We start from the raw sequence: 5204 nt of genomic DNA on the forward strand, positions 1-5204 counted from the left end.
CAGCGTGAACACCCAGAGCGCGTACGCCGCCCACCAATTGCTCTTGTCGCCGTAGATGACGACGGTGTCGTCGCGGCTGATGCCCTTGCGGTTCATCAACGCGGCGAACTGCGCGCCGTTGATGTAGTCGCGGACGTGAGGGTCGTTGAGGTCGGTGTGCCAGTCGATCTTCACCGCGCCGGGGACGTGGCCGGTGTCGTAGAGCAGGACGTCCTCGTTGGACTCGACGATGGCCAGGCCGGGGCGGCCGAGGTTGCCCGCCAACCAGTCGGCCGTGACCAACCGCTCCGGGTGGGCGTAGGCGGTCAGCGCGGGGCTGGGATCTGCAGGTAGTGGCACGGGATCGAGCCTACCGGTGGTCCCATGCCGCTGGACAAGCCGTTACCGAGCCCGTTGCGGGCGATTTCGGTGCGACGACCATCGTTGTTCGTGCAGCGAACCTGCAGGCGAGTGGCTAGTCGGTAGTGCTATTCGATCGTCACGGCACTGGCGACCGCCTTGACGGTCAGTGTTGCGCTAGTTCACCTTCCACCGTATTGAGACACGGTGAGACTCTTCCGGGCGGGGTCAAGTTAAGAATTATGGGCGAATCTGCGACTCGGGACCATTCGACACCAGCCTGCGTTGTACCCCGTAGTCGACCCTGCGACGCTGAGGTGACCACGAGTCGGGGTCATCTGCGCATTGTCGGACCGTTTCACCGTGATGGCCGTCGAGATCGCTTGCGGGTCCATGACGAGCAAGTGATGCCGGCCCTCGGAGCGGCACACCCGGTGTCCCCCACTACGAAATAGCGCCGCGCAACGTAAGGTCGAAACTCAGTAGCCGCAACCACCCGCGGAGTAGAAATTCAACGTCTCCCGCGCTAGAACTGGAGGAATAGTGGGTTTGCCAGCAAAATTCGATGTGGGAATCGTCGGGCTCGGCTACGTCGGCCTCACCTTGGCCACCGTGCTTGCCGAGGCGGGGAACTCAGTCATCGGTGTCGAGAAGCGCAAAGATCTCGTCGAGATGACCAATGAGGGCGTCCCGCACTTCACCGAGACGGGTCTGCCGGACGCGCTCGCCGGTATCACGAGGTCGCAGAAACTCGTCGCCGCCGAGCAGTTCGACGACAGCTTCACCTGTGACACGTACATCATCACGGTCGGCACTCCGCTGTCACCCGACGGCGTGGCGCGCGTGGACATGATCGAGGCTGCGGCACGTGACATCGCCGCGAACATGCGCGACGACGCGCTCGTCATCCTCCGTTCGACGGTCAAGATCGGCACCACTCGCGACGTGGTGGCACCGATCCTGGCCGCCAGCGGCAAGAAATTCGACATTGCCATGTGCCCCGAGCGCACACTCGAGGGCAAGGCCTTGCAGGAACTGCGCGAATTGCCTCAGATCATCGGCGCCGACGATCCTGCGGTGGCAGATCGTGCCGCCGGGGTGTTCCGGAAGCTGACCAATTCGATCGTTCAGGTGACCAGTATCGAGACCGCGGAAATCATCAAGCTGGTGAGCAACACGTTCCGTGATGTTCAGTTCGCGTTCGCCAACGAGGTTGCCCGCGTGTGCGACGCGTTCGGCGTCAGTGCCCACGAGGTGATCTCGTCGGGCAAACTCGGCTACAACCGGACGAACATCCCTTTGCCGGGTCTGGTCGGCGGGCCGTGTCTGGAGAAGGACCCGCACATCCTGATGGAGAGTGCCCGCACTCGAGGCATCTCGCTGGAGATCACCTCCGCCGGTCGGCTGGTCAACGAGCGCCAGCCACACGAGACCGTCGACTTCATCAACAGCGAGATCGAGCGACGCGGGCTCTCGGCTCCGCTGAAGATCAGCATCCTCGGGATGGCCTTCAAGGGCCAGCCCGAGACCAGCGACCTGCGTGGCTCGATGTCGATCAAGGTCCTTGACGCGTTGAAGAAGGCGCACCCGAACGCCGAGATCGGTGTCTACGATCCGGTCACCCCACAGGACGTTCTGGTAAGTGAGTTTCCCGACGAGCTGAGGTTCGCCCGCTTCGGTGACGCGGTCAGTGGAGCCTCGGTGGTGGTGATCGCCAACAACCATCCGTCCCTTGGCACGATCTCGCCGCGCACCATCAACGAGTTCATGAGCCCCGACGGTTTCGTGTACGACTACTGGAACCACTTCAGCCACCTGCCCACGTCCGAACTGGGTGACTCCTACTTCGCCGTCGGCCGGAGCGGATCGGTGCCGTCCCATGGCTAGGCGCGTCGTGGTCACCGGCGGTGGCGGGTTCATCGGCGCCTACCTGGTCAAGCGCCTGGTACGGGACGGTTGGGACGTCGCCGTGGTGGACTCGATGGTGCGCGGAGATGCCAGCCGGTTCGCCGAGGTCGCAGGTGACGTCGACCTGTTCACCTGCGACGTGCGGGATCAGGATGCACTGGAGCGCGCGTTCGCCGGTGCCGAGGTGGTAATGCACCTCGCGGCCATCAACGGCACCGAGAACTTCTACAAGCGACCGGAACTCGTGCTCGACGTCGGGTTGCGCGGCGCCCTCGCGGTGGTCAACGCTGGTCGCGCCGTCGGCGTCCCGGACTTGGTCGTGGCATCCACCGCCGAGGTGTACCAAACGCCGTCGGTCATCCCCACTCCCGAGACCATTCCGCTGATGTTGCCCGACAGCGTCAACCCCAGGTACTCCTATGGTGGCTCCAAGATCGTCAGCGAGCTGATCGCGTTCAACTACGGTCAGGATCACTACCGTCAGGTGCAGGTCTTCCGGCCGCACAACGTGTTTGGGCCGAACATGGGCTGGAAGCACGTGGAGCCCCAGTTCATCATGCGGGCGCTGGCCGCCCAGGACGCCGGCGACGGCGCGTTCCCGATCCAGGGCGACGGCACCGAGACGCGCTCGTTCTGCTACGTCGACGACATCGTCGAGGGCATCCTGACGATGTACGAAAAGGGTGGCCACCGCGAGGTTTACCACATCGGTAGCGACGAGGAGATCTCGATCCGCGACCTGGCTGCCCGCATCGGCAAGATCGTCGGCGTCGACCTGGACATCCGGCCGGGCGAGATTCAGTCGGGTGGTACCCCGCGGCGCTGTGCCGACATCGGCAAGATGCGTGCGCTGGGGTGGTCGCCGGCCGTCGGCCTAGACGACGGCCTCGAGCGGACGGTGGCGTGGTATCGCGAACACCGCGACGACGTGCCGGCCAACGACCTGATGTAGCGACTACGCGATCGCGCTACGGAGCACTACCCGGCTGGGAGCCGCAACATTTGATGACGACTTCCAGAAGGTGGTGGCTCGGCGCTCAGGTGACCGGGTTCGCTTGCCACAGGGCTGAAATCGACAGGCCCGCGTGCTCGAGTAGCCGCCGGGTCAGCGGCAGGCCGATGCCGATCACGGCGGACGGGTCGCCGTCGACGCCGTCGATGAACCAGCCGCCGAGGCCGTCAAGGGTGAAACCACCCGCGACTGCAAGCGGTTCACCGTGGGCAATGTACGCGTCCAGGTCGGCTGACGACGGGACTCCGAAGTTGACCGTGGTACACGTCGCGTCGGCGGTGCGGTAGGTAATCGTGTTGTCGTGCAAGCGAATCACGCAGTGGCCGGTGTAGAGCTGTCCGGAGCGGCCGGCCATCTGCCGCCAGCCTTCGCGGGCCGCGTCGGCGTCTGCTGGCTTGCCCAATAGCTCGCCGTCGCGGTACAGCATCGAATCACAGCCGATGACAACGCAATCGGCGGCGACCGCTGGATCCAGGATGCGCGCGACGGCGTCGGCCTTGGCGTCGGCCAACGCCGTGGTCACATGCCCGGGTGTGGCGTCGGGGTCAAGCCCCGCGACGACCACGTCCTCATCGACGCCCGACACGATCACCAGCGGGTCGATGCCCGCCTGGCGCAGCACCCGGCGCCGGCCGGGCGAGGCCGAGGCAAGCACGACGCGCGTCATCGACGGACGTGTGTGCGCTCCACCTGGGTCACGCGCTCCCAACTGAAGGTCGCGTAGCGCAGCTTGTCGACCGGATGGCCCCACAGGTCGCGCACCTGCGGGCCGCGGTCCACCTGTGCACCGCCGGATGCGCCGGCCAGCACGGTCACCAGCGCCGCCACTTCTTCGTCGGTCGGCTTGCCCTTGATGACCTTGATCACGGGTTCGTGTGTCTCGGCGCCCTGGCTCACGGCCTCTTCGGTCACGGGGCCTTTGCTCTCCTCGGTCACAGGTGCCTCATCGTTCGCTTGCTCACAGCGGGATGTTCCCGTGCTTCTTGGGCGGCAGCTGGACGACCTTGCGCTCGAGTAGTCGCAGGGCGGCGGCGACGTAGCCCCGGGTGTGCGAGGGCGGGATCACCGCGTCGACGTAACCTCGTTCGGCCGCGATGTACGGGTTGACGAGGGTGTCCTCGTAGTCCTGCTGCAGTTCCAGCCGCAGTGAGTCGACGTCCTCGCCCTTGTTGGCGGCATCCTTGAGTTGGGAGCGGTAGACGAAGCCGACGGCGCCGGAGGCGCCCATCACGGCGATCTGGGCCGTCGGCCAGGCGACGTTGACGTCGCAGCCCATGTCCTTGGACCCCATCACGCAGTAGGCGCCGCCGTAGGCCTTGCGGGTGATCACGGTGATCTTGGCCACCGTGGCCTCGCCATAGGCGTAGAGCAGCTTGGCGCCGCGGCGGATGATGCCGTTGTACTCCTGGTCGGTGCCCGGCAGGAAGCCCGGCACGTCCACCAGCATGACGATCGGGATGTTGAAGCAGTCGCAGGTCCGCACGAACCGGGCGGCCTTCTCCGAGGCGTTGATATCCAGGCAGCCGGCGAATTGAGTCGGCTGGTTGGCCACGATGCCCACCGGGCGGCCGTCGACGCGACCGAACCCGACGATGATGTTGGTCGCGTAGCCGGACTGCACCTCGAGGAACTCGTCGTCGTCGAGGATCCGGGTGATGACCTCGTGCATGTCGTAGGGCTGGTTGGGGGAGTCCGGGATCAGCGTGTCGAGTTCGAGGTCTTCTTCGGTCAGGTTGTCCTCGACTGCGCCCGGGTGCGGCGGCGCCGGATAGCGCGGCGGCTCGGCGGCGCTGTTGGGTGGCAGATAGCCCAGCAGGTCGCGGACGTAGTCGAACGCGTCCTGTTCGCCGGAGGCGACGTAGTGCGCCGTACCCGACTTGGCCATGTGGGTGTGCGCGCCGCCCAACTCCTCCATGGTCACTTCCTCACCGGTGACCGTCTTGAT

At 65.5% G+C, this 5204-nt stretch carries 6 protein-coding genes; 2 read left to right on the forward strand and 4 right to left on the reverse strand.

Features of this window, described 5'->3' with window-relative positions; translation table 11 throughout:
• A partial coding sequence (locus QOC69_RS17255; RefSeq protein WP_526441697.1) for a rhodanese-like domain-containing protein occupies positions 1 to 339 on the reverse strand: 339 nt, incomplete at its 3' end.
• 549 nt (positions 340 to 888) lie between these two features.
• Between QOC69_RS17255 and QOC69_RS17260 the strand changes: the two genes are divergently transcribed.
• Positions 889 to 2226: a nucleotide sugar dehydrogenase gene (locus tag QOC69_RS17260; RefSeq protein ID WP_526441699.1), complete on the forward strand. Its 1338-nt coding sequence runs from the start codon at positions 889 to 891 to the stop codon at positions 2224 to 2226.
• On the forward strand, positions 2219 to 3199 hold the full coding sequence (locus QOC69_RS17265; RefSeq protein WP_526441701.1) for an NAD-dependent epimerase/dehydratase family protein: 981 nt from the start codon (positions 2219 to 2221) through the stop codon (positions 3197 to 3199). The genes QOC69_RS17260 and QOC69_RS17265 overlap by 8 nt, the downstream gene beginning before the upstream one ends.
• 85 nt (positions 3200 to 3284) lie before the next feature.
• Here QOC69_RS17265 and QOC69_RS17270 read toward each other — a convergent pair whose 3' ends face one another.
• The 3 genes from QOC69_RS17270 to QOC69_RS17280 form a co-directional block, all read right to left on the reverse strand.
• Positions 3285 to 3926, reverse strand: a complete 642-nt coding sequence (locus tag QOC69_RS17270; RefSeq protein ID WP_526441703.1) for a Maf family protein — start codon at positions 3924 to 3926, stop codon at positions 3285 to 3287.
• Entirely contained in the window at positions 3923 to 4171 is a 249-nt protein-coding gene (locus QOC69_RS17275) for an acyl-CoA carboxylase epsilon subunit (protein WP_526441705.1), read from the reverse strand. Before QOC69_RS17275 ends, QOC69_RS17270 begins: the two co-directional genes overlap by 4 nt.
• Before the next feature lie 46 nt (positions 4172 to 4217).
• Positions 4218 to 5204 (reverse strand): acyl-CoA carboxylase subunit beta (locus QOC69_RS17280; RefSeq protein ID WP_526441707.1); only part of this gene is annotated, 987 nt, incomplete at its 5' end.

Origin of the sequence: Mycobacterium sp., assembly GCF_032162105.1 — a bacterium.
GTDB lineage: Bacteria > Actinomycetota > Actinomycetes > Mycobacteriales > Mycobacteriaceae > Mycobacterium.

Excerpts from the sequence above, each read along its gene's own strand:
- QOC69_RS17270 (WP_526441703.1), bottom strand. The coding sequence starts at position 3,926 with ATGACGCGCGTCGTGCTTGCCTCGGCCTCGCCCGGCCGGCGCCGGGTG.
- QOC69_RS17265 (WP_526441701.1), top strand. The coding sequence starts at position 2,219 with ATGGCTAGGCGCGTCGTGGTCACCGGCGGTGGCGGGTTCATCGGCGCC.